Source organism: Mycolicibacterium sp. SMGY-1XX (genome assembly GCF_059132455.1).
Window position 1 is genome coordinate 5,011,467 of the sequence record NZ_CP101139.1, and the last position, 23,977, is coordinate 5,035,443.

25 protein-coding genes are annotated in these 23,977 nt (G+C 68.0%); 8 read left to right on the plus strand and 17 right to left on the minus strand.

Going from position 1 to position 23,977, the window contains the following annotated elements; all coding sequences use genetic code 11:
• The first annotated feature begins 20 nt into the window (after window positions 1-20).
• Window positions 21-1,046 (plus strand): Rieske 2Fe-2S domain-containing protein, encoded by a 1,026-nt coding sequence (locus NL241_RS24030; RefSeq protein WP_494395257.1) that lies wholly within the window; start codon window positions 21-23, stop codon window positions 1,044-1,046.
• Window positions 1,033-1,983 carry a PDR/VanB family oxidoreductase gene (locus NL241_RS24035; protein WP_494395258.1) on the plus strand — a complete coding sequence of 317 codons (951 nt, stop codon included), beginning with the start codon at window positions 1,033-1,035 and terminating at the stop codon, window positions 1,981-1,983. Before NL241_RS24030 ends, NL241_RS24035 begins: the two co-directional genes overlap by 14 nt.
• Window positions 1,984-1,991: 8 nt before the next feature.
• Here the strand turns inward: NL241_RS24035 and NL241_RS24040 are convergent, their stop codons facing one another.
• Window positions 1,992-2,672 carry a sensor domain-containing protein gene (locus tag NL241_RS24040; protein ID WP_487686985.1) on the minus strand — a complete coding sequence of 227 codons (681 nt, stop codon included), beginning with the start codon at window positions 2,670-2,672 and terminating at the stop codon, window positions 1,992-1,994.
• 2 nt (window positions 2,673-2,674) lie between these two features.
• Window positions 2,675-4,534 carry a translation elongation factor 4 gene (gene lepA / locus NL241_RS24045; protein ID WP_487688086.1) on the minus strand — a complete coding sequence of 620 codons (1,860 nt, stop codon included), beginning with the start codon at window positions 4,532-4,534 and terminating at the stop codon, window positions 2,675-2,677.
• Between the two features lie 116 nt (window positions 4,535-4,650).
• Between lepA and NL241_RS24050 the strand changes: the two genes are divergently transcribed.
• Entirely contained in the window at window positions 4,651-5,289 is a 639-nt protein-coding gene (locus NL241_RS24050; RefSeq protein WP_487686983.1) for a type II toxin-antitoxin system PemK/MazF family toxin, read from the plus strand.
• 61 nt (window positions 5,290-5,350) lie between these two features.
• Here the strand turns inward: NL241_RS24050 and NL241_RS24055 are convergent, their stop codons facing one another.
• Window positions 5,351-5,779, minus strand: coding sequence for a CBS domain-containing protein (locus tag NL241_RS24055; protein WP_487686981.1), 429 nt, complete (start codon window positions 5,777-5,779; stop codon window positions 5,351-5,353).
• A 144-nt stretch (window positions 5,780-5,923) separates the two neighbouring features.
• Between NL241_RS24055 and NL241_RS24060 the strand changes: the two genes are divergently transcribed.
• From NL241_RS24060 to NL241_RS24070, 3 genes are all read left to right on the plus strand, one after another.
• Complete coding sequence (locus NL241_RS24060) at window positions 5,924-6,916, plus strand: aldo/keto reductase (RefSeq protein ID WP_494395259.1); 993 nt, start codon at window positions 5,924-5,926, stop codon at window positions 6,914-6,916.
• 45 nt (window positions 6,917-6,961) lie between these two features.
• On the plus strand, window positions 6,962-7,810 hold the full coding sequence (locus tag NL241_RS24065) for a ribonuclease Z (protein WP_494395260.1): 849 nt from the start codon (window positions 6,962-6,964) through the stop codon (window positions 7,808-7,810).
• A gap of 297 nt (window positions 7,811-8,107) precedes the next feature.
• Entirely contained in the window at window positions 8,108-8,605 is a 498-nt protein-coding gene (locus NL241_RS24070) for a DUF5994 family protein (protein WP_494398377.1), read from the plus strand.
• A gap of 66 nt (window positions 8,606-8,671) precedes the next feature.
• Here NL241_RS24070 and NL241_RS24075 read toward each other — a convergent pair whose 3' ends face one another.
• From NL241_RS24075 to NL241_RS24090, 4 genes are all read right to left on the minus strand, one after another.
• Entirely contained in the window at window positions 8,672-8,875 is a 204-nt protein-coding gene (locus tag NL241_RS24075; RefSeq protein WP_487686973.1) for a cold-shock protein, read from the minus strand.
• Window positions 8,876-9,007: 132 nt separating this feature from the next.
• On the minus strand, window positions 9,008-9,847 hold the full coding sequence (locus NL241_RS24080; RefSeq protein WP_487686970.1) for a transglutaminase family protein: 840 nt from the start codon (window positions 9,845-9,847) through the stop codon (window positions 9,008-9,010).
• Window positions 9,848-9,876: 29 nt separating this feature from the next.
• Window positions 9,877-10,857, minus strand: coding sequence for an alpha-E domain-containing protein (locus tag NL241_RS24085; protein ID WP_487686968.1), 981 nt, complete (start codon window positions 10,855-10,857; stop codon window positions 9,877-9,879).
• Window positions 10,857-12,446, minus strand: a complete 1,590-nt coding sequence (locus NL241_RS24090; RefSeq protein WP_494398378.1) for a circularly permuted type 2 ATP-grasp protein — start codon at window positions 12,444-12,446, stop codon at window positions 10,857-10,859. The genes NL241_RS24085 and NL241_RS24090 overlap by 1 nt, the downstream gene beginning before the upstream one ends.
• Before the next feature lie 297 nt (window positions 12,447-12,743).
• Between NL241_RS24090 and rpsT the strand changes: the two genes are divergently transcribed.
• Window positions 12,744-13,004: a 30S ribosomal protein S20 gene (gene rpsT / locus NL241_RS24095; RefSeq protein ID WP_487686966.1), complete on the plus strand. Its 261-nt coding sequence runs from the start codon at window positions 12,744-12,746 to the stop codon at window positions 13,002-13,004.
• Window positions 13,005-13,015: 11 nt separating this feature from the next.
• Here rpsT and NL241_RS24100 read toward each other — a convergent pair whose 3' ends face one another.
• The 5 genes from NL241_RS24100 to NL241_RS24120 form a co-directional block, all read right to left on the minus strand.
• Window positions 13,016-13,210, minus strand: a complete 195-nt coding sequence (locus NL241_RS24100) for a hypothetical protein (protein ID WP_487686963.1) — start codon at window positions 13,208-13,210, stop codon at window positions 13,016-13,018.
• Between the two features lie 77 nt (window positions 13,211-13,287).
• Window positions 13,288-15,918, minus strand: a complete 2,631-nt coding sequence (locus tag NL241_RS24105) for a LuxR C-terminal-related transcriptional regulator (protein ID WP_494395261.1) — start codon at window positions 15,916-15,918, stop codon at window positions 13,288-13,290.
• A gap of 104 nt (window positions 15,919-16,022) precedes the next feature.
• The gene (gene holA / locus NL241_RS24110) at window positions 16,023-16,994 is read right to left on the minus strand and encodes a DNA polymerase III subunit delta (RefSeq protein WP_494395262.1); all 972 of its coding nucleotides are present in this window, start codon (window positions 16,992-16,994) and stop codon (window positions 16,023-16,025) included.
• Window positions 16,991-18,541: a ComEC/Rec2 family competence protein gene (locus NL241_RS24115; protein WP_494395263.1), complete on the minus strand. Its 1,551-nt coding sequence runs from the start codon at window positions 18,539-18,541 to the stop codon at window positions 16,991-16,993. Before NL241_RS24115 ends, holA begins: the two co-directional genes overlap by 4 nt.
• Complete coding sequence (locus tag NL241_RS24120) at window positions 18,538-19,362, minus strand: ComEA family DNA-binding protein (RefSeq protein ID WP_494395264.1); 825 nt, start codon at window positions 19,360-19,362, stop codon at window positions 18,538-18,540. The genes NL241_RS24115 and NL241_RS24120 overlap by 4 nt, the downstream gene beginning before the upstream one ends.
• A gap of 168 nt (window positions 19,363-19,530) precedes the next feature.
• Here NL241_RS24120 and NL241_RS24125 point away from each other — a divergent pair, with 168 nt between their 5' ends.
• Window positions 19,531-20,589, plus strand: a complete 1,059-nt coding sequence (locus NL241_RS24125; RefSeq protein WP_487686952.1) for an NAD(P)H-dependent amine dehydrogenase family protein — start codon at window positions 19,531-19,533, stop codon at window positions 20,587-20,589.
• A 34-nt stretch (window positions 20,590-20,623) separates the two neighbouring features.
• On the opposite strand, the gene NL241_RS24130 is transcribed toward NL241_RS24125, so the two are convergent.
• Genes NL241_RS24130 through nadD form a run of 5 tightly spaced genes read right to left on the minus strand, consistent with a single transcriptional unit; the run spans window position 20,624 to window position 23,902 of the window.
• Window positions 20,624-21,448, minus strand: a complete 825-nt coding sequence (locus NL241_RS24130) for a DegV family protein (RefSeq protein ID WP_487686950.1) — start codon at window positions 21,446-21,448, stop codon at window positions 20,624-20,626.
• Window position 21,449: 1 nt separating this feature from the next.
• The gene (gene octT, locus NL241_RS24135) at window positions 21,450-22,187 is read right to left on the minus strand and encodes a diglucosylglycerate octanoyltransferase (RefSeq protein WP_487686947.1); all 738 of its coding nucleotides are present in this window, start codon (window positions 22,185-22,187) and stop codon (window positions 21,450-21,452) included.
• The gene (gene gpgP, locus NL241_RS24140; RefSeq protein WP_494395265.1) at window positions 22,177-22,872 is read right to left on the minus strand and encodes a glucosyl-3-phosphoglycerate phosphatase; all 696 of its coding nucleotides are present in this window, start codon (window positions 22,870-22,872) and stop codon (window positions 22,177-22,179) included. Before gpgP ends, octT begins: the two co-directional genes overlap by 11 nt.
• Window positions 22,869-23,258 carry a ribosome silencing factor gene (rsfS, locus tag NL241_RS24145; protein ID WP_487686943.1) on the minus strand — a complete coding sequence of 130 codons (390 nt, stop codon included), beginning with the start codon at window positions 23,256-23,258 and terminating at the stop codon, window positions 22,869-22,871. Before rsfS ends, gpgP begins: the two co-directional genes overlap by 4 nt.
• A complete protein-coding gene (gene nadD / locus NL241_RS24150; RefSeq protein ID WP_487688078.1) occupies window positions 23,255-23,902 on the minus strand; it encodes a nicotinate-nucleotide adenylyltransferase in 648 nt (215 codons plus the stop codon). Before nadD ends, rsfS begins: the two co-directional genes overlap by 4 nt.
• Window positions 23,903-23,977 lie beyond the last annotated feature (75 nt).

The following is a 23,977-nucleotide window of genomic DNA, read 5'->3' on the forward strand; positions in this document are numbered from 1 at the left end:
ACCCGAAAAGGACAGCCCCGATGACACTGACCGCCGCTCCCCCGACCGTCACCAAACGTGAACTGGCCGAGGCCGCCATGCGCCGCTCCTGGTTCCCCGTCGCCCGCCTCAGCGATCTCGACACCCCCCAGCGCGCAACGCTGCTCGGAGTCAAGCTGGTGGTCTACCGCGACGGGCAGGGTCGTGTGACGGTGCAGTCGCGCCGCTGCCCGCACCGTGGTGGCGACCTGTCCCGCGGCGAGGTGCACGCCGCGTCGATCGGCTGCCCGTACCACGGATGGGAATTCGCCAGCGACGGCGGCGCATGCAGCCGCATACCCTCGCTACCCGACCAGTCGAAGATCCCGCCGCGCGCCGCGATCGCCAGTTACCCGGCGGTCGAACGGTTCGGCCACGTCTGGACGGTGCTCGACGCGCCGATTCGCGACATGTACGAAGTCGAGGAATGGCAGGACGTCGATCTGGAGTGGCTGGCCGCCGACCCGATCGATTCCGCTGTCGGCGTGGGGATCTCAGTGGAGAACTTCCGCGATGTCGCGCACTTCCCGTTTGTGCACAAGGTCTCGATGGGCCCTACCCCGGAAGTGGTGGAGCCGCTGACGGTCTCGCGCGACGGCCTCGACGTGTGGATGGACCGGCCGCTCAACGCGGGCACCGGCGAATGGGCCGAGGACGGTAACTGCATGATGCGCTACCGCTGCTCGGCACCGGGATTCGCCTCCATCACCTACCACTACGAGCGCCTCGGCAAGCGCGTCGTCGCCGGCTTCCCGTCGCCGGTCTCCTACGAGCAGGTCAAGATCTTCTGGGGTGTCGCCAACGAAGTCGGGTTCAAGGGATCCGATCTGCAGGAATGCCTGCGCATCGAGGAGATGGTCTACCTCGAGGACATCCCGATCGTCGAGCACGTCGAGCCTCGCGAGATCCCCTGGGACGCCGAATACCAGGAGTTCTCGGTGCCGGCCGACATGTTCACCCTCAACTACCGGCGCTCGTTCAACGAGTTGATGAACCGCGTGAGAGACCTCGGCGATGCCGGCTCCTGAACCGCTCACGGTCCGCGTCGCGGCCACCCGGCTGGAAGCCCGGGCCGTCACGTCCTTCGAACTGGTGTCCCCCGACGGGTCGGATCTTCCGGCGTGGGAGCCCGGCGCGCACATCGACGTGTACCTGCCCTCGGGTGCGGTGCGGCAGTACTCCCTGTGCGGGGACCCCGCTGATCGGCGGCGCTACCGCATCGCGGTGCTGGCGCTGCCCGACGGCCGCGGCGGATCGGTTGAGGCGCACCGCGAACTGCGCGCCGGTCAGCTCGTCGACATCAGCGGACCGCGTTCGAACTTCACCCTGATCGACGCCGACCGCTACGTGTTCGTCGCCGGCGGCATCGGCATCACCCCGTTACTGCCGATGATCCGGCAGGTGGCTGCGCGCGGTATCAAGTGGGAGTTGGTGTACGGCGCCAGGTCCGAAGCCCACCTGGCCTTCACCGACGAGCTGGGCGAGGATACCGTTCGCCTGGTGCCGGAGGATCGCGACGGGCGGATCGACCTCGACCGCCTCGTCACCGACTCCGCCGGTGCTGTCGTTTATTGTTGTGGCCCGGCACCGTTGATGGATGCGCTGGCCGCCCGGATGGACAGGGCCGGCCGCGGCACCGACCTCCATCTCGAACGGTTCAGTGCCGCAACGCCTCCGGTCAACCCCGACTCGGACGGAACGTTCGAGCTCGAGCTGGCGCGCAGCGGGCTCGTGCTGTCGGTGCCACCGGAACAGTCGGTGCTCGAAGCGGTGCGCGCCGCAGGTGTGGACCACCCGTCGTCCTGCGAGATGGGGATTTGCGGAACGTGCGAAACCGCAGTGCTCGCAGGCGAAATCGATCACCGCGACGACCTCTACACCGATGAGGAGCGGGCCGCCGGTACCAACATGCTGATCTGTGTGTCCCGAGCCAAGGGCTGCAGCCGGCTGGTGGTCGACCTGTAAAGCCGGCCTCAGCCGGTGTTCTTGACCAGCGCCTCGACGATGGTGACAGCCTCGTCGTTGGGGGTCATGGTGCACGCGGAGGCTTCCACCACGACATCCGAGACCGCCGACATGGCGTGCTGACAGGTCCATCCGCCGCTGTCGAGCTGTCGTGCCGATTGGCTGATCATGGTGTCGGACACGGTCATCGCCTCGAAGGCCCAGGTGACGACGTACTCGCCGTCGAACACCGAGACTTCCCGGTCGACGCACTCCTGCCACTGGCTCTTCGACGTCTCGTAGAACGACGAGGCCTGCTCGCCGCCGGGAAACCGAACCGCGGTCTGCTCCACCCACTGATCGGCGTTGTCCTGGCGCTGCGTGAGCACCTCATCGACGACGTCGGTCCACCCGCTGTCCTCGTAGACCAGCTCTTCGGCGTTGTACAACGCGCCCAGACAGGCGGGGTCGGACACCTCGGCACTGTGGTCGAGCATGGTCTCGCCCGACTCCACCACCTCCATGTCCTCTGCGCCCATGATCGAGTTGACCTCTTCGGCACTGAGCAACGTCGATGCCAAGTCTCCCGAACGGGGCCCGTCCGGACCCGCAGCGTCGGCTGGCTGCGGTTGCCCTGCAACGACATTGGTGCAACCGGAGGCCGTGACGGCGGCCGCGATCAGTGACAGCAACAGCCGTGAACGGCGCATCGCTACTTCTTGCCCTTGTCGGCAGAGGAGTCGGTGGACAACGCGGCGACGAAGGCCTCTTGCGGCACGTCGACCCTGCCGATGGTCTTCATGCGCTTCTTGCCTTCCTTCTGCTTCTCCAGCAGCTTGCGCTTACGGGTGATGTCACCGCCGTAGCACTTGGACAGCACGTCCTTGCGGATGGCGCGAATGTTCTCACGGGCAATGATCTTCGACCCGATGGCCGCCTGCACCGGCACCTCGAACTGCTGCCGCGGGATCAGCTCTTTGAGCTTGGTGGTCATCTTGTTGCCGTACTCGGACGCACCGTCCTTGTGCACGATGGCACTGAACGCGTCGACGGCTTCACCCTGCAACAGGATGTCGACCTTGACCAGCTCGGCTTCCTGCTCGCCGGCCTCCTCGTAGTCCAGGCTGGCGTAGCCGCGGGTGCGCGACTTCAGTGAGTCGAAGAAGTCGAAGATGATCTCGCCCAGCGGCATGGTGTAGCGCAGCTCCACCCGCTCCGGAGACAGGTAGTCCATACCGCCGAGCTCACCGCGGCGCGACTGGCACAGCTCCATGATGGTGCCGATGAACTCGCTGGGCGCGATGATCGTCGTCTTGACCACCGGCTCGTGCACCTCGCGGATCTTGCCTTCCGGCCAGTCCGACGGGTTGGTGACGATGCGCTCGGTGTTGTCTTCGGCGACGACCCGGTAGACGACGTTGGGTGAGGTGGAGATCAGGTCCAGGTCGAACTCCCGCTCGAGGCGCTCGCGGGTGATCTCCATGTGCAGCAGACCCAGGAAGCCGCAGCGGAACCCGAACCCGAGCGCGACGGAGGTCTCCGGCTCATAGGTCAGGGCCGCGTCGTTGAGCTGCAGCTTGTCCAGCGCCTCACGCAGGTTCGGGTAGTCGGAGCCGTCGACGGGATACAGACCCGAGTAGACCATCGGCTTCGGCTCGCGGTAACCCGTGAGCGCTTCGGTGGCGCCGTGGCGGGCCGTGGTCACGGTGTCGCCGACCTTCGACTGCCGGACGTCCTTCACACCGGTGATGAGGTAACCCACCTCGCCGACGCCGAGCCCCGCGGTGGCTTTGGGTTCGGGTGAGACGATGCCGACCTCGAGCAGCTCGTGGTGAGCGCCGGTGGACATCATCTTGATGCGCTCGCGCGGGACGATCTTGCCGTCGACCACACGCACGTAGGTGACCACGCCGCGGTAGATGTCGTACACGGAGTCGAAGATCATGGCCCGCGCCGGGGCGTCGGGATCACCCTGCGGGGCGGGCACCTGCCGCACCACCGCGTCGAGCAACTCGGCGACACCTTCGCCGGTCTTGCCGGACACCCGCAGGACGTCGCTGGGTTCGCAGCCGATGATGTGCGCGATCTCCCCGGCGTAGCGGTCCGGGTCAGCGGCCGGCAGGTCGATCTTGTTGAGCACCGGGATGATCGTGAGGTCACGATCCAGGGCCAGGTACAGGTTGGCCAGGGTCTGCGCCTCGATCCCCTGGGCGGCGTCGACCAGCAGCACCGCGCCCTCGCAGGCTTCCAGTGCGCGCGACACCTCATAGGTGAAGTCGACGTGGCCGGGGGTGTCGATCAGGTGCAGGACGTAGGGCGTCGCCCCCTCGTCGTCTGAGACCGTCCACGGCAGCCGCACGTTCTGCGCCTTGATGGTGATACCGCGCTCACGCTCGATGTCCATCCGGTCCAGGTACTGGGCACGCATCGAGCGCTCGTCGACGACACCCGTGAGCTGCAGCATCCGGTCCGCCAGCGTCGATTTCCCGTGGTCGATGTGGGCGATGATGCTGAAGTTGCGGATCTGCGCCGGGGCGGTGAAGGTCTTGTCGGCGAAACTGCTGATGGGAATCTCCTACATACTGGGTCGTGCTTGCCCTCAAAACGCCCGGTTAGGCGTGTCCAGAGTATCGAGAGGCGGCCGTCACGACCCAATCGTGGCAAGGAACCTCACCTATGCTGCTTGTCATGGCGACACAGTGGAGGTCGTTCCAGCAGGTTCTCAGAGCCGCCGAGAATGTGGTGTTCAACGAGGCACCGAAAATCATCAAGCAGCTGCAGAACCCGCAGTCGGTTCAACGCAACATCCAGCAGGGGCTGCAGCGGGGCCTGGCGCACGGCCTCAAGGTCGGCATCGAGGTGCTCGCAGCCAACGCCGCAGAACAGCGGGCCGCGGAGAAGCGGGCAGCCATCCCCGCCGGCCGCCCCGTCACCAACAACGTGGTGCCCACCGCTGCCCGGGCCCGCAAGATCGTCTACTCCCCGGATCTCGACGGTCGCGCCGACCCGGGCGAGATCGTGTGGACCTGGGTGGTGTTCGAGGACGACCCGTCCCGCGGCAAAGACCGGCCGGTGCTCGTGGTCGGACGGGACCGGCAGACCCTGCTCGGCCTGATGCTGTCCAGCCAGCACTACCACTCCGACGATCCGGACTGGATCGGTATCGGCACCGGGCCGTGGGATCACGAGGGCCGGCCCAGCTGGGTGCGCCTCGACCGGGTGCTCGACGTGCCCGAGGAGGGCATCCGGCGCGAAGGCGCCATCGTCGAACGCGCCACCTTCGACCTGGTGGCCGCGCGGCTGCGCGCCGAGTACTCCTGGTCTTGAGCGATTTGGGCGCGCTGGTAACCGCTCAGCGGTTACCAGCGCGCCGAAATCCCGACGGGTTTCAGCCCTGGGTGATGTAGGCCTGCAGTTGCTCCTGCTCGGCTTCCAGTTCTTCCATCCTGGTTTTCACCACATCCCCGATGCTGACGATGCCGGCCAGCCGGCCGCCGTCCATGACCGGAACGTGACGAACCCGGTTGCGGGTCATCAACGCGCTCAGGCTGTCGACGGAATCACCCGGCGCGCAGGTGGCCACCGTGGTGGTCATGATGTCCGAGACCGGGCGCCGGAGCAGGTCGGCACCCACTTCGTGCAACTTGCGCACGATGTCGCGCTCGGAAACGATTCCGAGGACGCCCTCCGGTGAGACCACCACCATGGCCCCGATGTTGTGCAGCGCGAGCTCGTTCAGCAATCCCCCCACCGAGGTTTGTGGGGTGATGGTGGCCACCGTGTCCCCTTTGGCCCGCAGCACGTCGGCAATGCGCATGGACACCTCCCCGTCGGTGATATACGTCACACCAGGCTAAGCCTCCGACGTGCGACTGTGAAGACGCTGTACGCCGGAATAGTTGACGGCAGCACGAACTTGCGCCTTGTGTACCTCTGCCGCCGATACGAAGGGATCTCACCCATGACGATCGACACCGTGACGCTCGGTGACCAGCTGACCGTGAGTGCGCTGGGCTTCGGCGCGATGGCGCTGACACCGGTGTACGGACAGGTCGACGACGCCGACTCGCTGGCGACCTTGAATCACTGCCTCGACATCGGCGTCACGTTCATCGACACCGCAAATGTCTACGGCGGCGGCGACAACGAAAGGCTCATCGCGACGCTGCTCGCGACACGCCGCGACGAGGTGGTGCTGGCCACCAAGTTCGGCATCACCGGGAACCCGGCCACCGGCGATCGCGGTTCCCGCGGCGACGCCGCCTACGTCCGGCAGGCCATCGACGAGAGCCTCAGCCGGCTGGGCACCGATGTCGTGGATCTCTACTACATGCATCGGCGGGACCTTTCAGTGCCCATCGAGGAAACCGTCGGCGCGATGGGCGAATTGGTGACCGCAGGCAAAGTTCGCCACCTCGGCCTTTCGGAGGTGACCGCCGATGAGTTGCGCGCCGCCGTGGCCGTGCATCCGATCGCCGCGGTGCAGAGCGAGTGGTCACTGTGGAGCCGCGACGTCGAGGCCAACGTGGTGCCGGCGGCGGTCGAACTCGGCGTCGGGTTCGTTCCGTACTCCCCTCTGGGCCGCGGTTTCCTCACCGGAACCGTGCGCTCTGCAAGCGATTTGGGCGCCTTCCGGGGCGCACTGCCCCGGTTCTCCGGTGACGCGCTCGAAGCCAACCTCAGTGTCGTCGACGCGATATCGGCGGTGGCACAGGAGGTCGGCGCCACCGCCGCCCAGGTGGCGCTGGCGTGGTTGCGCTACCGAGCCGACGCCCTCGGAATCGCGTCGGTGCCGATTCCCGGTACCCGCCGGGCGGCCCGCGTCGACGAGAACGCCGCGTCCCTGTCGGTGCAGCTTTCCCCCGGGCAGCTCCGCGCACTCGACGCCGCAGGGCAACACGTCGCGGGCGAGCGCTTCGGGGATCTGTCCTGGATCTCGGCGGGACGCGAGTAGCGAATCCGGCGGCACCGACCCGCCCCGTGCGGTTAGGTATGGGCCATGATCGAGGTGACGCTGCTGGGGACGGGTTCGCCCATTCCGGACGCCCACCGGGCCGGGCCGTCGACGCTGGTCCGCACCGGCGGGCAGGCCTTCCTGGTGGACTGCGGCCGCGGCGTCCTGCAGCGGCTCACCGCAGCGGGCCTGGGCGCCAATACGATCACCGCCCTGCTGCTGACTCACCTGCACTCCGATCACATCGCGGAGTTGGGCGACGTCATCATCACGCGGTGGGTCACCACATTCACACCGGATCCCGCGCCGCTGCCGATCATCGGACCCCCCGGCACCGCCGAGGTGGTCGAGGCCATGCTCAAGGCGTTCGGTTTCGACATCGGCTACCGCATCGCCCACCACGCCGACCTGACCGCGCCGCCACCACTGAAGGTCCAGGAGTACACCGGCGGCGTGGTGTGGGACGCCGATGGTGTGCGCATCACCGCAGGTCCCACCGATCACCGTCCGGTCGAGCCGACCATCGGATTCCGGGTGGACGCCGCCGGCGCCGCGGTGGTGCTGGCCGGGGACACCGTGCCCTGCCCGGGACTCGATGAACTGACTGCCGGCGCGGATGCGCTGGTACACACGGTGATTCGCCGAGACCTGGTGGCCCGGGTGCCACTGCAGCGGATCAGGGACATCGTGGACTACCACTCATCGGTGGAGCAGGCCGCCGCCACGGCGGCGCGCGCCGGGGTGGGCACCTTGATTCTGACCCACTACGTGCCCGCCCTGGTTCCCGGGCAGGAGCAGCAGTGGCGGGACCTGGCGGCGACGGAGTTCGACGGGCGGATCGAGCTGGGTGATGATCTACACACCGTGCAGATCGAAGGACACACCCGCGGGTGACCGCCGGGGCGCCGAGGCGACGGCGTACGCTGGGATCAGGCGGTGGCACTGTGTAGACGCGGCGTATCGAGTCCGCGCGCTCGCCGGTTCCGGATCGGCCACAGTCACTTCCCCAACGCTTCGAAGGACACATTCCATGGATTCATCTGACCTGTTCTCGCACCCCGAGCAGGCCGAGACGCAGCACAGCCCCACTTCGCAAGAACGAGTGCAGGCGCCCGTCTTCTCGGATCACACTCGGCACGACGCATCGTCCGATACGCGGGCACCCTGACTGGATTGACCGGCTCCCGTCGCTTGGCGAGGCCGGTCAGACTCTCTCTCGCGGGTCGCCCGGGCAATGGCATCGACGGCGCGTGGTGGCCTCATACCGCGTCGGTGGCCACGGAGCTGCCGCAGCTCATCGAGAAGCTGCAGCACTTGATCGGCGAGATCGTCGAAATCGAGATCAACTGGTCGGTCACCGAAGGCCCGCGCGATTTCGAAACTCTCGTCAGACCCACGCCGGCGACGGCGGACAAGGTAGCCCGGCCCCCGCGCGTGATGCTGATAGCAGGACGCACCGCCTGTGTGAGACTGCTTGTCGTTCCGCACATGACGTCTCCGCCGCTCGGGCTGCTGGTGCTGCGCCGGGCCGCCGAGAAACCGGTCAGCGTCGTTCCAGCCGACACCAAGCTGCTCGAGATCGCGAACCACGTGCTCGAACACGCGCGGATCGAAGGCGCGAAATACTCCTGGAGTCCCCCCGCACAGAGCGCGGATATCGTTGTGCCTCAGGGCAATCAGACACCCTGACCGTGGGCACCAAACACAAAAGGCTGGTGCGGCAGTGCCGCACCAGCCTCCTGAATGTCCGGTCGATCAGACTGCGGTGACTCCCACTGCCTGAGGACCCTTGGCTCCCTGCTCGACCTCGAATTCGACGCGCGCATTCTCCTCCAGCGTCCGGAACCCATTACCGCGGATCTCGGAGTAGTGGACGAAGACGTCAGGCGCGCCGCCGTCGGGAGCGATGAAGCCGAAGCCCTTTTCGCCGTTGAACCATTTCACAGTTCCCTGTGCCATTTACTTACTTCTCTCATCAAAGTCGCTGCACCAATCACAGCGGCCCCCAACGGTAACACTGTTGAGGCGCCGACGCGAAATCTTCTAGTTTATTTCAAAATTCGGCGCCCGGGCAATGAGGGTGCAGTAAGGCTACGCGAGCCGGGTGATTTCCACGATGACATCGAGATCGGTGGACCCTTCGCCGGAGTAGATGCCCTTCAATGGCGTCACGTCGGCATAGTCGCGGCCGACACCGACACTGATGTACTGCTCATTGATGTGGGCATCGTTGGTGGGGTCGTAGTTCCACCAGCCGCCGGTCCAGGCCTGCAGCCACGCGTGGCTCTGGCCGTCGATGGTGTCACCCACCTTGGCCTTCGGTTTGGGGTGCAGATACCCGGATACGTATCGGGCCGGAATTCCCATGCCACGCAACAGAATCAGAGTCAGGTGGGCAAAGTCCTGGCACACCCCCTTGCCCTCACGCAGCGCATCGAGCCCCGATGAATGCACGCCGGTGGTTCCCGGTACATACTTCAGCTCCCCCTGCACCCACCGCGCGGCCTCGATGACCGCTTCGGTGGGCTCGTGGTACTTCGCGATCCGCCTGCCGACACGCTCGATACGCTTGCTCGCCGGGGTGTAGTGCGTGGGAGTCAGGTATTCGTCGAACCGGTCGATGACGGCTTCGGAGGCCAGGTCGTCCCAACTCACCTCGGTTTCGGGCGGTTCGGACTTGTCGGTCTCGACCACCGACGATGCGGTGACCTCCAACTCGGTGTGCGGCGCATGCAGATCGAACGCCGTCACAGCGGTGCCGAAGTAGTCGACATACCGGTAGGACCTGGTGGCCGGAACCGTCTCCACCCGGTTGAGGATGACGTTCTGTCGCGAATCCGATCGCGGAGTCAGCCGGGCCTCATTGAACGACGCGGTGACCGGCGACTTGTAGGCGTACCCCGTCGCGTGCACCACCCGCATCCGCCACATTTAAACTCCCCTCTTCGACCAGGCGCTCATCAGTCGATCTCGCCTACCTCTATTGCCAACGAACCGTTGCGTCCCGCGTCGGTCCATGCGACCCACGGCGCGGAATGGAAGTACTGCAGCGCCAACGCTTCTCCGACGTCGAAGCAGGTCTTCTGCAGATTGGCCAACCGCTGCTCCAAGGATTCCAGCAGCAGGCCCGGCCGCAGGAACTCCAACTCGCTGCGCGCCCGGCCGAGCAGCCGCTGGGCCTCGGCGGTGGCTCCCAGCCGGTTGTGCGGGCGGTTGAGCAACTCGTCGAGGCTGTGCTCGGCCACCCGCAGCGAGTAGAACACCGAGCGCGGGAAAAGCCGGTCCAGAAGCATGAATTCGACGACGCGTCCCGCGTCGAGCACCCCTCGGTAGGTACGCAGGTAGGTGTCGTGCGCGCCGGCCGAGCGCAGCACCGTCACCCACGCCGGCGAGGACGCACTGTCACCGACCCGGGCCAGCAGCATACGCACGGTCATGTCGACCCGCTCGATCGCGCGGCCCAGCACCATGAACCGGTAGCCGTCGTCACGCGACAGGGTCGAGTCGGCCAGCCCGGCGAACATCGCGGCGCGGTTCTCGACATAACCGAGGAATTCATGCGGGCCGAGTCTCTTGGCGGCACGTTCGCGCTCCCCGAGCGCGTTGTAGGTGGTGTTGAGGCACTCCCACATCTCCGTGGAGGTGACTTCCCGCGCGCCACGGGCGTTTTCGCGCGCCGCCGAGATCGATTCGACAATGGAGCAGCCGCCGTCGGTGTCCCGGCTGAACGCCACCAGGTCGGTCAGCGACCAGACGTCGAGTGCTTCCTCCGGAGGTTTCATGCCCAGCACCCGCAGCAACACCCGCGAGGCGTGGTCAGGGTCGACACTGGAATCTTCGAGCAACTGGTGCACCGTGACGTCGAGGATCCGGGCGGTGTCATCGGCCCGCTCGACGTAACGGCCGATCCAGTACAGCGATTCGGCGTTGCGTGCCAACATCAGTACATCACCGCCTGCTGCTGCTGTTGTTGTTGCTGTTGCTGCCCCTGCTGGCCTGGGGACTGGCGGGTCACCCCGGCCTGCTGCTGTTGCTGCTGCTGGGTGGAACTGCTGCTGTCACCGTTGCGCTCGGGAGCAGATTTCGGCGCCTTGGGCAGCGCGCGCACCACCTCGGCGGCGCCGAGTTCCCGGTCGGCCACCGAGGTCCGCGACGCCAGCACCCAGGTGTCCTTCGAGCCGCCGCCCTGACTGGAGTTCACCACCAGTGAGCCGTCGGGCAGCGCGACCCTGGTCAGTCCCCCGGGCAGCACCCAGACGTTGTTTCCGTCGTTGACGGCGAACGGACGAAGGTCGACATGCCGGGGTGCCAGCTTGTCGTCGATCTGCGTCGGCACCGTCGAGAGCTGGACCACCGGCTGGGCGATCCAGCCGCGCGGGTCGGCGCGAACCTTCTTCGAGATCGCCGCCAACTCCTTCTCGGAGGCGTCCGGACCGAAGACGATGCCGTAGCCGCCGGAGCCCTCCACCGGCTTGATGACCAGCTCGTCGATCCGGTCGAGGACCTCTTCACGTTCGTCGTCGAGCCAGCAGCGGAACGTGTCGACGTTGGCCAGGAGCGGCTTCTCACCCAGGTAGTACTCCACGATGGTCGGCACGTAGGTGTACACCAGCTTGTCGTCACCGACCCCGTTGCCGACGGCGCTGGAGATCACGACGTTGCCGGCGCGGGCGGCGTTGAGCACGCCGGCGACACCCAGCACCGAGTCGGGCCGGAAGTGCATCGGGTCCAGGAAATCGTCGTCGATACGCCGGTAGATGACGTCGACCTGGCGCTCGCCCTCGGTGGTGCGCATGTAGACGGTGTTGTCGCGGCAGAACAGGTCGCGGCCCTCGACGAGTTCGACGCCCATCTGCCGCGCCAGCAGCGAATGCTCGAAGTACGCCGAGTTGTAGACCCCCGGGGTCAGCACCACCACGGTCGGGTCGGCCTCGTTGGTGGCCGCGGCATTGCGCAGCGCGCGCAGCAGATGCGAGGAGTAGTCACCCACCGCCCGCACCCGGTGGCTGGCGAACAGGTTGGGGAACACCCGCGCCATGGTGCGGCGGTTCTCCATCACGTAGGAGACACCCGACGGTGAGCGCAGGTTGTCCTCCAGCACCCGGAAGGTGCCCTGGGCGTCGCGCACCAGGTCGATACCGGCGACGTGGATGCGCACCCCGTTGGGCGGGACGATGCCCGCCGCTTCCCGGTGGAAGTGCTCACACGAGGTGATGAGCCGACGCGGGATCACCCCGTCACGCAAGATCTCCTGGTCGCCGTAGATGTCGTCGAGGTACATCTCCAGCGCCTTGACCCGCTGGGTGATCCCCTTCTCCAGCCGCGACCACTCGGCGGCGGAGATCACTCTCGGCACCAGGTCCAGAGGGAAGGGCCGCTCCTGCCCGGACAGCGAGAAGGTGATGCCCTGGTCGATGAAGGCACGGCCGAGGGCCTCGGAGCGGGCGGCGAGCTCGGAGGCGTCGGAGGGCGCCAGCTCGGCGTAGATGCCTTTGTACGGTCCGCGAACGTTGCCCTGCGCGTCGAACATCTCGTCGAAGGCCTGGTCGTAGGACCCGCGTTTGTTGTAGCCATCGAAGATCTGCTGGTGCTTTTTCGCCGCCTGCGCGCTCGCGCGCGACTGGCGACCGGTCTCGCTGGGCAAGGTTCGAAGACTCACCTGTCACATGCTGCACCAGGATCGGCGTTTCGGCAGGTTAGTACACTCGACTTTGGGAGATCGGCTGCCCGCTGGTAGCCTGAACAGTCGCTGCCCGCCGCCGGGCGCGCTGGCGCCCGTACCGGGTAGCCAGAACCATCAGCTCAGAAAGTACGAAGGAACTCACGCGTGGCCAACATCAAGTCGCAGGAAAAGCGCATCCGTACCAACGAGCGCGCCCGACTGCGCAACCAGTCGGTGAAGTCCTCGCTTCGCACGGCTGTCCGCGGGTTCCGGGAAGCCGTCGACGCAGGCGACAAGGAAAAGGCCGGCGAACTGCTGGTCAAGACCAGCCGTCAGCTCGACAAGGCTGCCAGCAAGGGCGTCATCCACAAGAACCAGGCCGCCAACAAGAAGTCGGCTCTGGCGCTCGCGCTCAACAAGCTCTGAGCCCGCGGGCCTCAGCCCGGGTAGCCGGCCGCGGCCAGTTTCGCCTCAGCGATCCTGATCAGCGCCGGCAGCGATTCTTGTTCGACGCCCACACACTCGGCGATCAACTCCGGATCGATTCCGGCGTCGCGTAACCGCAGCGCCGTCGAATACGGCAACGGAAGCCGATCCAGTGCGTCGTCTCGGCGTCGACGATCGTCAGTCACTCTTTCACGATGCGCGTCCACGCATCGAGCGCCAGGGGTAGCCCACTACCCCACTACCCATACCTACGACGGTCGCGTCACCCCGTCGCGCGCTGCGCTGCCGGCCTGGGGTCCAGTCGCCCTTCCAACAGCGCGATCAGTTCGTCGCGGGTACTCACGCCGGCGCGTTGCGACGCCCGGAACAGATGCCCCTCGACCGTGCGAACCGACATCACCAACCGGGCGGCGATCTGCCGGTTGGTCAGGCCGGCGGCCGCCAAGGCGATGATTTCCCGCTGTCGCTGGGTGAACGGGTTCGGCATCGCGGCCGCCCGCACGGCCGGCGTCACCGAACCACACGCGTCGGCGAGACGCCGCGCCACCGCGGCCGCCGTCATCGCAGATCCCGCCAGTCCCTTTTCCCGCAGCGCCACCGCGGCTTGTGCGGCCGCGTCGGCGGCGGCGACCCGATCCCCGAATTCTTCGTAACGGCGCGCCGCCTCCAGCAGGGCGTCGGCGTCGCGGTCGCGCAGACCGCGGGCATGCAATGCGGCAGTGATCACCCGGGGACCCTGAACCAGTCTGGTCAATTCGGCCAGACGCGCGGCGGCGGTCCTGTCGCCGAACTGGGTCGCGTACTGCAGGGCCAGCACCTCCGCGCCGTACCGGCCTTGACCGGACAGTCCACGCGCCGACTCCCGTGCCACCGCTGCGGCCTTGCTCACCACACCGCTGACCGCGTGCACCCACGCGGCGGTCAGCAGGCGTTCCGCCTCCCACAACGCAAAGTCCTGGAAGGCAGGCACTTTCGCCAGCGCAGCCTGCGCGTCGTCGCGGGCGCCGGTCATCGCCAGCGCGCGGGCCAGGCACACCCCCAGCAATGCGCCCAGGCCGCCACCCGCGTCGACTCCCGACGACGCGGCCTCCCGCAGATACCGCTGCGCTTGTCCGAGCTCCCCGGCGTGCAGTGCCGCCTGCCCCATCACCGTCGCCGTCATGGGCCGAACCGAATCGGCGTCATGCGACTCCCGCCGCAGACCTTCGGCGATCTCCATGGCCTCGGGGATGCAGCCCGCCAGATTGAGGCTATGGACGTGCAGGATGCCCAAACCGAACCGCAGATGTGACGCTTCGGCTGCGGTGCGGGCCACGGCGTATCCGTCGGCAGCCGCCGAAGCCAGCCGGTCCAGCCGGCCGGCCTCGCCCAGGGCAGCCGACAATCCCCAGGCCAACAGCATCCGGCCCGCCGCGTCGAGTGCATCGAGGTTCAGCCGATCGGCCACCGCGACGGCCCGGTGCGGCTGACCGCTACCTGCGTGCACCGAAACCCGCAGAGCCAGAATTGAATCCATCAAGCCGGCGTCGGTGGCGTGAGTTTCGGCGTCGGCGAGCACCCGGGCCGCAGCGCCGGCTTGACCGGCACTCCAGGCCAGTCCTGCGGCCCGCACCACCGCCACCCGGGTCAGTTCTTCGGCGTCGGTCGAGGTGTCTGCAAGGTGGCGTAACACCTGCTCAGCACTGTCGATTCTCAGCAGCGACGCCAACGCCGTCCCGTAGGCCAGCTGCGCCGCCCGGCCACCGCCGTGACGGACCGCGCTTTCGGTGAGACTCACTGCCAGAACAGGATTCAGCAGCGACATCGCCGCCTGGGCGGCCTCGACCAACACCGCGGGATCGGGCGCCTGATCCGACCCCAGCATCAGCACAGCGCGCCGAACGCTGTGCTGCGGTGAGGCTTCGCCGCGCTCACCGAGCGCCACCGCCACCCGGCCTCGCAGCGACCGCAACCTGACGGTGCCGAGCCGGGACCGACGGGCCTCACCGAAAATCGGGTGCGACGGCCGGACCGTCGCCGAGCCGCCGCCGGTGTCCACGCAGATCACTCCCCTGGCTTCGGCGGCTTCGATTACCCCGGTGGGCACCAACCGCTCCAGGACGCCGAGCTCCAGCGACTCGGCGACCGCCAGCAGATCGAGCACGTCGACGACCGCCTGCTCCTGCCTGCCGATATTGGCTTCGATGAGTTCCAGCAGTGACGGCGAGAAACTGGGATGCCCGTCCCACACCCACAAACCTGACCGCTGCGTGACACGGCCCGAGGCGAACTCATCGGCGATGAGCTGCCGCAGGTAGAGGACGTTGCCGCGGGTGTAGCGCCAAAACCGTTGTGCGCTTGCCGGTTCGACGTCACCGCCGAGGGCGGCGGCCACCAGCACCGCGGTCTCGTCTGCCGACAACGGCTGCAGGTCGATACGGACGAGCGATTCGTCTTTCCACAGCGACGTGATGGCTTCGGCGGTGGTGGCGCCGAGCCCGGTGCGCACCGTGAGCACCACGGCGGCCAGTCGGCGCCGCACCAATTGGTAGACCACCAGCGCGGACAGATCGTCGAGCAGATGCGCATCGTCCACGCCGACCACGGTGGCCATCGGGGCGGATCCCGCGGTCAAGGCATCGATCACGTCCTGGACCCACCGCACCGGGTCCCGACCGAAGCTACTGGCGAATTCGGCAAAAGCCCCCAGCGGCACGGTGTTCGACGAGCCGGTGGCCACTGCCCATCGGGTGGGTCGTCCGCTTCGGCGGGCGACCGCCAGCGCCTCGCGGGCCAACCGGGTCTTACCCACGCCCGCCGCGCCGGCCAGCACGAGTCCACCCGATCCGGCTATCGCCCTCGAGATCTCGGCAATTTCTTCAGTTCGCCCGACCAGCGGCGAGCCGCTCCCCACTCAGCGGAGTTTATTCGCTCAAACGAGCAACTGGAACTGTTAGACCACCAAATACTTGCTGGCAGTATGACTTCAAGCCGTTGCGCGGTTAGCGGGTCACGACATCAATGGCGCCCGGCCGCCGCGATCTCGGCGACCTGCCGCACCGCTGTCTCCAGCGCATAATCGGCGTCGGCCGCCGCGCCCTTGACATCAGCGTTGAGCGCGGCGACCACCCGGATAGCTGTCGCGACACCGTCGCGGGACCACCGGCGGGACTGCTTCTGCGCCTTCTGCACCCGCCACGGGGGCAATCCCACCTCCGACGCAAGGCGGTACGGGTCGCCCGACAGCGGCGCGATCCTGGCGATGGTGTGCACCGCTTCGGCCAGGGCATCGGCCAGCACCACCCGCGGTTCGCCGCTCATCATCGCCCACCGCAACGCTTCGGCCGCGCCCTCCACGTCGCCGACCACCGCCTTGTCGGCGATGTCAAAGCCTTTCACCTCGGCTTTGCCACTGTGGTACCGCCGTACGGCAGCAGCGTCGACACGCCCGTCGGTGTCTGCGACCAGTTGTGAACAGGCAGATGCCAGTTCCCGCACATCGAATCCGACGGCATCGATGAGAGCGGTGACCGTGTCGTCGTTGACCTTGATCCGCAGCGAACGGAACTCGGCGCGGACGAAATCGGCGCGCTCACTGGCCTTGGTGATCTTCGGGCAGGGGTGCACCTGTGCCCCGAGGTCCTTCAGCTGGCCCGCCAGCGCCTTGGCCCGCCCACCGCCGGTGTGCACCACCACCAGCATGGTGCCCTCGGGCAGCTCGGCCGCCGCGTCGGCGATCATGGCCGCGGCATCTTTGCCGGCTTCGGCCGCCGACTCCAGGACTACTACTCGCTCTTCGGCGAACAGCGACGGACTGAGCAACTCGGCGAGCTCACTGGTGCTCACCTCACCGGCGCGCAACCGGTCCACCGGTACGTCGCGGGTGCCGGCGAGGTCACGTGCCTGGCTGAGGACCGACATGACAGCACGCTCGACGAGCAGCTCTTCCTCGCCCAGGATCAGATGCAGTCCTTGGACCTGTTGGCTCACCCGATGATGGTGTCACGACCTGCCGACACCACGGCAACGTGGCCGGTGAGGCAGCCCGACGCCATCCATGCGAGCAGGCACACCAGCGCCCCGGCCGCCACGAGCCGGAACACCCGCCGGCGCCACAGCAGCGCTGCCGCGAGGGAGGCCGCCGCCAAACCCACGGCCCCACCGACCCCGGAGGGCACCGGAACCGCCGCGTTCGGCACGTCGGCCGCCGTCTGCGCCACCAGCAGCAACCACCACAACTCCGGCCCGGTGAACCGGATCAGCAGTGCCGCACCGGCAGGTAGCACCGCACACATGGCCGCGGCGGCGGTACCCAGAACGGTGATCGGCGCGATCACGGGAGCCACGAGCACGTTGGCCACGACACCGATCACGCTGAGATTGCCGGACACCCCGGCGATCAGCGGCGCGGTGACCAGGTGCGCCGCCAGCGCCACACACACCGCGTCGGCCAGGGGTTTCGGCCAGCCGCGGGCCACCAGGCGGCGCGACCAGGCCGGCGCCAGGACCACCAGAGCCGCCGTCGCCGCCACCGACAGCGCGAAGCCGACGTCGACGGCCAGGTGCGGAGCCACCGCGAGCAAGCCGATGACGGTGGCCGACAACGCCGGGATGGCTTGCCTGCGCCGCGCCGACACGATGGCCAGCAGCGTGATGGCGCCCATCACGGCGGCCCGCAGCACGCTGGGCGTCGGCTGCACCACCACCACGAAGGCGACCAACACCACCGCCGCCAGTGCCACCGCGATGCGTGGGCCCACGATCGCCGCACACAGCAGGACCGCGCCGCAGACGATGGTGACGTTGGCGCCCGACACCGCCGTCAGGTGTGTCAGGCCGGCGGCCCGGAAGTCACTGACGGTCGACGGCGGCAACGTGGAGGTGTCGCCGAGCACCAGCGCCGGCAGCAAAGCCGCCTGATCTGCGGGTAGGACGGTGCGGGCCAGCTCGGCGAGGCGGGTCCGCAGGTACTGGGCGCCACGCTGCACCGCGGTGGCCTCACCGATGGTAGGGCGACCCGAGGCGGTCAGGACCGCAACGGTCAGGTCGCGTCGGGTCGGCGGTCCGATGTGTGTCCGGAACCGGATCGACTGCCCGGCGGTGACCGCGCCGAATCGGTGCGCCGAGGCGAAAACGAGCACCCTGCCCCGTGTTTCGCGGTCCGCGAGCAACCGCAGGTCGGCCCGGATCAGCAGCCGCCCGCTGCCGAGCGACCGCGGACTCTCGGTGACCAGCACCGTGACGTCGGCCTCGCGGCCGATACTCTGCACCACGGGACTGTCGCGGATCGCGTTGTCGCGCAACGTGACAGCAGTACCGAATCCGATGCCCACCGCGGCGGCAGCCAGCACCACCGTTGTCACGGCGCGCAACCCGGTGCGCCGGCGCGTGAGCATGCACCCTGCGGCCACCGCCGCGCAGCCCACGGTGAGCAGCACACCGGCCTGCCAGAGGATGGCTGCCGCGGTGACGGCCCAGGCGGTCACCGCGGCGGGCACCAACCGCAGGTCGTAGCGGGCCGGTTCCGCGGCGCTCACACCTGCACGAGGTCTCGCAGCTTGTCCAGCCGGGCCGGCCCGATACCGTCGACTTCGCTGAGTTGCTCGACGCTGCCGAAGGATCCGTGCTCGTCGCGCCAGGCGACGATGGCCGCGGCGGTGACCGGTCCGATGCCGGGCAGCGTGTCCAACTGCTCGGCGGTGGCCGTGTTGAGGTCGACCGGTGCCGTCGCCGCCGTCGCAGCCTCCGCGGCCGCCGGTGTCTCGCCCGGCGCGGCGGCCCCAGCCGCACCGGGGGCCACCGAACTGGCCAGCGCGGCACGCTGCCCGGGCACCGGTGCGATGCCGACGATCACCTGTTCACCGTCGGCGACACGCCTGGCCATGTTGAGACCGATGGTGTCGGCCCCGTCGGTGACACCTCCGGCAGCGTCGAGCGCATCGGCGACGCGCGCGCCCGCCGCCAGGGTGACCAGACCGGGTTTGTGCACCAGACCCACCACACTGACCACCACCGGTTGCTCCGACTGCGGCGCCTGCTCCGGCCGCGGACTGGCCGACGACACCATCTCCACCGCAGGCAGATTCGCCGACGACACCGGTGCCGGCTCGTCGCGGATGAGCGTGAACACGGTGATCAGCACCGCCACCGCGGCCACCGCACCGAGCGCGAGCGCGCCGGCGCGACCGGGGTCCGCGCGCACCGTTTCCCACCACCCTGGGCGGTTGCCGTTGGCGTCGGGCAGCCAGCGCGGCACCAGGTCATGGGGGTCGTCGGCGGCAGGGGCCTCCGCACCGGGTGCGTCGGGGCCCTCACCGAGGCGGCGGTGCAGTCTGTCGGTGGCGAGTTCAGTCGGCATGTGCCCGACGCTAGGACCGGTGGCGGACCGATCGGCGTGGTCGCGGCGGTGCACCCGGGCCTCCTGTGGATGGGCGGCGGACTGTGGATGAGTCTCGTCCGCGGTTACGGCCCGGCCCGGTGGCAGGTGAGTACATACTCTCAGAACTGTCTACTACCGGGAGTGCCGATGAACGCCACGCCAAGCCGACGCCCGCTGCGAGTGATCCAGTGGACCACCGGGAACATCGGCCGACGGTCGCTGCATGCGATCATCGGCCGCCCCGACATGGAGTTGGCCGGCGTGTACGCCCATGGCGAGGAGAAAGTGGGCCGCGACGCCGCCGACCTGGCCGGCTGGCCCGAGCCCACGGGTGTGCTGGCCACCAACGACATCGACGCGCTGCTGGCTCTGGGCGCCGACGCGTGCTGCTACAACCCGCTGTGGCCCAGCATCGACGAGTTGGTGGCCCTGCTGGAGAACGGGGTCAACGTGTGCACCAGCGCGGCGTGGATCACCGGCGGAAAACAGACGCCCGCCGACCTCGACCGCATTCTGACTGCGTGCGAGACAGGCAAATCGACCATTTTCGGTAACGGCGCCCACCCGGGTATGACGAACATGGTGGGGATGGTGCTGTCGGGTTCCTGCGAGCGCGTCGACGAGATCCGCATCACGGAATCGGTGGACTGCTCCACCTACGAGTCGGCGGGCACCCAGTCGGCCATGGGTTTCGGCCAGGACCCCGACACCCCGGACCTGGCCGAGAGTGTGCGCCGGGAAAGTGAGGTGTTCGCCGAGTCGGCAGCCATGATGGCCGACGCGATCGGAGCCGAGCTGGACCGGATGACCTTCGACGTGCAGTTCACCGCCGCCACCGGTGATACGGATCTGGGGTTCATGAAGATCCCGGCCGGCACGGTCGGGTCGGTGTACGGCTATCACCGTGGGTGGGTCGGCGAGCGCAATGTGGTCAGCGTCGGGTTCAACTGGACCATGGGCGAGCACGTCACCCCGCCCAAACCGCTGGAGCACGGTCACGTCATCCAGGTCTTCGGGGTGCCGAACATGCGTACGGTCCTGCACTGCCTGCCACCTAAGGGCTGGAGCGAACCAGGTTTCATGGGCCTGGGGATGATCTACACCGCGATGCCGGTGACCAACGCGGTGCCCGCCGTCGTCGCCGCCAAGCCGGGCATCGTCACGCTCAAGGACCTACCCCCGGTCACAGGCCGCTTCTTTTCGTGATTCGGGGAGTTCAGCGGCTTCCGAACTCCGCAATTCACAAAGACACGACGACGGCCAGCGCGCCTGCGCCGACATGCAATGCCAGCACCGGGCCGAGGTCGGTGACGATCGGCGCCTCGCAGGCCGGCAGCCGCGACTGCAGGGCGGCGGCCAGCTCGTCGGCGGCCGCGGGGTCGGCCACGTGATGGACGGCGATCGAGGCCGTGTGCTCGCCCACCAGCTCGCACACCCGGTCCTGCATCGCCATCACGGCCTTGGACGCAGTGCGGACCCGTTGCGCCAGAACGAGTTTACCGTCGTCGATGCGCAGCAGCGGTTTGAGCGACAACGCGGTGCCCAGCCACGCCGCGGCACCACCGATACGTCCGCTGCGGCGCAGATTGTCCAGCCGGTGCACCACGATGAACCCGTGGCTCTGGCGTACCGCCGACTCGGCGGCCACCCCCACCGCATCGAGGTCTGCACCGGTGGCCGCGGTGCGCGCCGCCGCCAGCGCGACAAAGCCGATACCCATTGCCGCAGAACGTGAATCGATCACCCGAACGCGTCCGCCGAACTCCGCGGCAGCCTGCGCAGCGGCGGTGACGGTGCTCGACAATGCTGCCGAGATGTGCACCGCCAGCACCCCGTCCCCGCCGCTGTCCTCCCACGCGCGCGAGTAGGCGGCACGCAGCTCGGCCGGCGTCGCCCCCGCCGTGGAAGCCGCGTGGTCGTGGACGTCGTCCGGTACCTCGTCCACCCCGTCGCGCAGGTCCTGTTCGTCGACCAGGATGTGCAGGGGCACCACTCGAATGTCGTTGGCTTCGACCAGCTCCCGGGGAATCCGCGCCGAGGAGTCGGTGACGATGATGACGGTCATCTCACCTGCCGGACTGCGGGGCGGCGACACCTGCCGCGGCCAGCGCCTCGAGCATCAGGTCGGCGACGGCACGGTGCCCTTCGAAGTTCCAGTGGATCCCGTCCGGGTTGCCTCGTCCCGCGAAGATGTGCTCGGCCACAGCGTCTTTGAGATCGACCAGCGGAATGTCGTGCTCGCCGGCCCATGCGGTGAGCGCGGCGACGGTGCCGGAACGGCCGTGATGGGCCCTACCGTAGGTCTCGGCGATGTGCACACTCGGCAACGAGGCCACCATCGGTATACCGGGCCGATTGAAATCGATGGCGCCGCGGGTCATCTCGAGATACTCGACCGACAGCGCGGGCGGCAGCGCGGCCCGCGCGTACGGCGACAGTCGGGGCTGCACCCAGCCGTAGCCGTCGCGCACCCAGCGCCGCAACCACGGCGGGCGCACGTAGCGGATCAGTTCCCGCAACGCGGTCGGCAACGGTGAGGGCAGCGAATCCATGCCGCCGGTGGCGAAGATCACCGCACCCGCCTGCGGCAGCGCCGCCCAGGAGCGCGGGTCCTGGGTGGCCGCCCACCAGACATCGCGGCACGTCCAGCCGATCCGGCCGATCAGCTCCAGCCGCCAACCCAGGGCATCGGCAACAAGATTGGGCCAGATCCTGGGATCATCGGAGGGCAGACCGCCGGTCGGGCCGTAATAGGCCAGCGAGTCGGCGAAGACCAGCAGCGTGGGCTGCCGGTCAGAGGACATCATTGGCGACCTGCGCCGAGGCGTTCCACACGTCGAGTCGCCACTTGACGTCCTCGGGTGCCGCCTCGAAGGCCGAATGCCCGGACAGCTGAACCCAACTCGCGTTGCCCATGCCACCGAGGATCGGCCAGTTGTCCACCGGGATGTCGAGCACCGCGGCCGTCAACGCGGCGATCAGACCACCGTGGGCCACCAGCACCACCGGCCGGTCGGCATCGGTACCGTCGGCTTCGGAGCCCCAGTCCGGCTGACTGGCAACGAGTTCGGTGACCACCGGCAGGCTGCGGGCGGCGACGTCGACCCGGCTTTCCCCGCCGTGGGGAGCCCAGCGCGCGTCATCGCGCCACGCCAGCCGGGCACCCGGCGCCATGGCGTCCACTTCGAGGTGGTTGAGCCCTTGCCAGTCACCGAGATGAGTCTCCCGCAGCCTGGTGTCCACACCGACGGCCAGTCCGGTGCGCTCCCCCAGTGCCGCGGCGGTGTCGAAGGCGCGACGCAGATCCGACGACACGATCAGCAGCGGCTGCCGTTTGGCCAGCACCTCCGCCGCGGCTACCGCCTGTGTGCGACCCAGGTCGGTCAGATCGGTGTCGATCTGGCCTTGCATGCGGCTGCCTGCGTTCCATTCGGTCTGACCGTGGCGCAGCATCACCAGCCGGCGGATGCGCCGTGCGGGGGTGCTCATTGGCCGCCCTCGGCATCGACGGCCACGTCGTCGAGGTTCACCGGGATCACCGGGCAGTCCTTCCAGAGCCGGTCCAGGGCGTAGAAGTCCCGCTCGTCGCGGTGCTGCACGTGCACCACGATGTCGACGTAGTCCAGCAGCACCCAGCGTCCTTCCCGGGTGCCCTCGCGACGGGCAGGCTTGTACCCGGCCAGGCGCATCTTTTCTTCCACCTCGTCGACGATGGCGTTGACCTGACGGTCGTTGGAGCCGGAGGCGATGACAAAGCAGTCGGTGATCACCAGCTGCCCGGACACGTCGATCACGATGACGTCTTCGGCGATCTTGGCCGCCGCGGCTCGGGCGGCGACCTCTGCCATCGCGAGGGCTTCGTCGGAGGCGGTCACGAAATCTCCTGATTCGTCGTCTTGGCCAGGCTGCGGCCGTGTGCGGTGGGCTGTTGCGTGGGGTCCCGGTACAGGTCGCGCTTGGACACGTACTGCACCACCCCGTCGGGCACCAGGTACCAGATCGGGCGGGACCGCTCGGCGCGGTCCCGGCAGTCGGTCGACGAGATCGCCAGCGCGGGAATCTCGACCAGTGAGAGGGCATCGGAGGGCAGCTCCGAACGGGCCGCCTCGATGTGTTTGCCGTCCAGTTCGAAACCGGGGCGGCTCACTCCGACGAAGCGGGCCATCGAGAACAGATCTTCCCAGTTCTGCCAGGACAGGATCGATGCCAGCGCATCGGCGCCGGTGATGAAGTACAGGTCGGTGTCGGGGTTGAGGGCCTGGAGGTCACGCAGGGTGTCCTTGGTATAGGTCTTGCCGCCGCGGTCGATGTCGACGCGGCTGACCGAGAACCGGGGGTTGGACGCCGTCGCGATCACGGTCATCAGGTAGCGGTCCTCAGCGGGGGTGACGTGGCGGCCGGCCTTCTGCCAGGGCTGACCGGTGGGGACGAACACCACCTCGTCGAGGCCGAACAGGTCGGCCACCTCGCTGGCGGCCACCAGGTGACCGTTGTGGATGGGATCGAACGTCCCACCCATCACACCCAGCCTGCGTCGAGTCACGAATAGGCAGCTTACGGCAGCGTCGACGGTGCCGAGACCGACGTTTTGCCG